Below are 710 nucleotides of genomic sequence, written 5' to 3'. Positions count from 1 at the left end.
CCCAGCGTCCGGCAGGCCTCGACGAATTCGCGCGAGCGCAGGGACAGGAACTCGGCCCGCGTCAGGCGTGCGGGGGCGGGCCAGGAGACGGCTCCGATCGCCACCACGACAGTCACGATCTCCGAGCCGAAGACCGAGACGAAGACCAGCAGCAGCAGGAAGTTCGGCAGGGTCTGGAAGGCCTCGGTCACGCGCATCAGCACGTCGTCCACCCATCCCCCGTAGAAGCCGGCCACCGCGCCGATGACGATGCCGATCACCACCGCGATGGAGGTAGCGACAAGCCCGATCAGCAGCGCCACACGCGCGCCATGAAAGATCTGCGCGGCGATGTCGCGGCCGGAATTGTCGGTACCGAACCAGAAGCGCGGATTGGCGCCGGGCCATTGCAGAGGGCGGCCGGCGAGCGAGAGCGGATCGTTGGGAAAGAGCCAGTCGGCCGAGACCGCCATGCCGATCACGGAGAACAGCAGCAGCAGGCCGACCACGGCGGAGGGGCTGCGGGCGTAGTCGCGCAGGAACCGGATCAACCGCCGGTCTCCTTCGCGATCCGCGGATCGAGCTTCGCGTAGACGAGGTCGACGCAGAAGTTCACGAAGATCACCAGCAGGGCCGAGATGAAGACGATGCCGAGCAGCGTGTTCAGGTCGCGCTGCACCACCGCCTCATAGGCCAGCCGTCCCAGCCCCGGCAGCGAGAACACGCTCTCC

General features: G+C 67.6%; 2 protein-coding genes. Both read right to left on the bottom strand.

Going from position 1 to position 710, the window contains the following annotated elements:
* A partial coding sequence (locus AC1DWF_RS34565; RefSeq protein WP_476842988.1) for an ABC transporter permease occupies window positions 1–527 on the bottom strand: 527 nt, incomplete at its 3' end.
* Window positions 527–710 (bottom strand): ABC transporter permease subunit (locus tag AC1DWF_RS34560; RefSeq protein ID WP_476842987.1); only part of this gene is annotated, 184 nt, incomplete at its 5' end. The genes AC1DWF_RS34565 and AC1DWF_RS34560, both read right to left, overlap by 1 nt.

This window comes from Aminobacter sp. P4_D5, from assembly GCF_056401815.1.
Note: the sequence above shows the minus strand (reverse complement) of the source record. Positions and strands in the feature narration are given on the sequence as shown.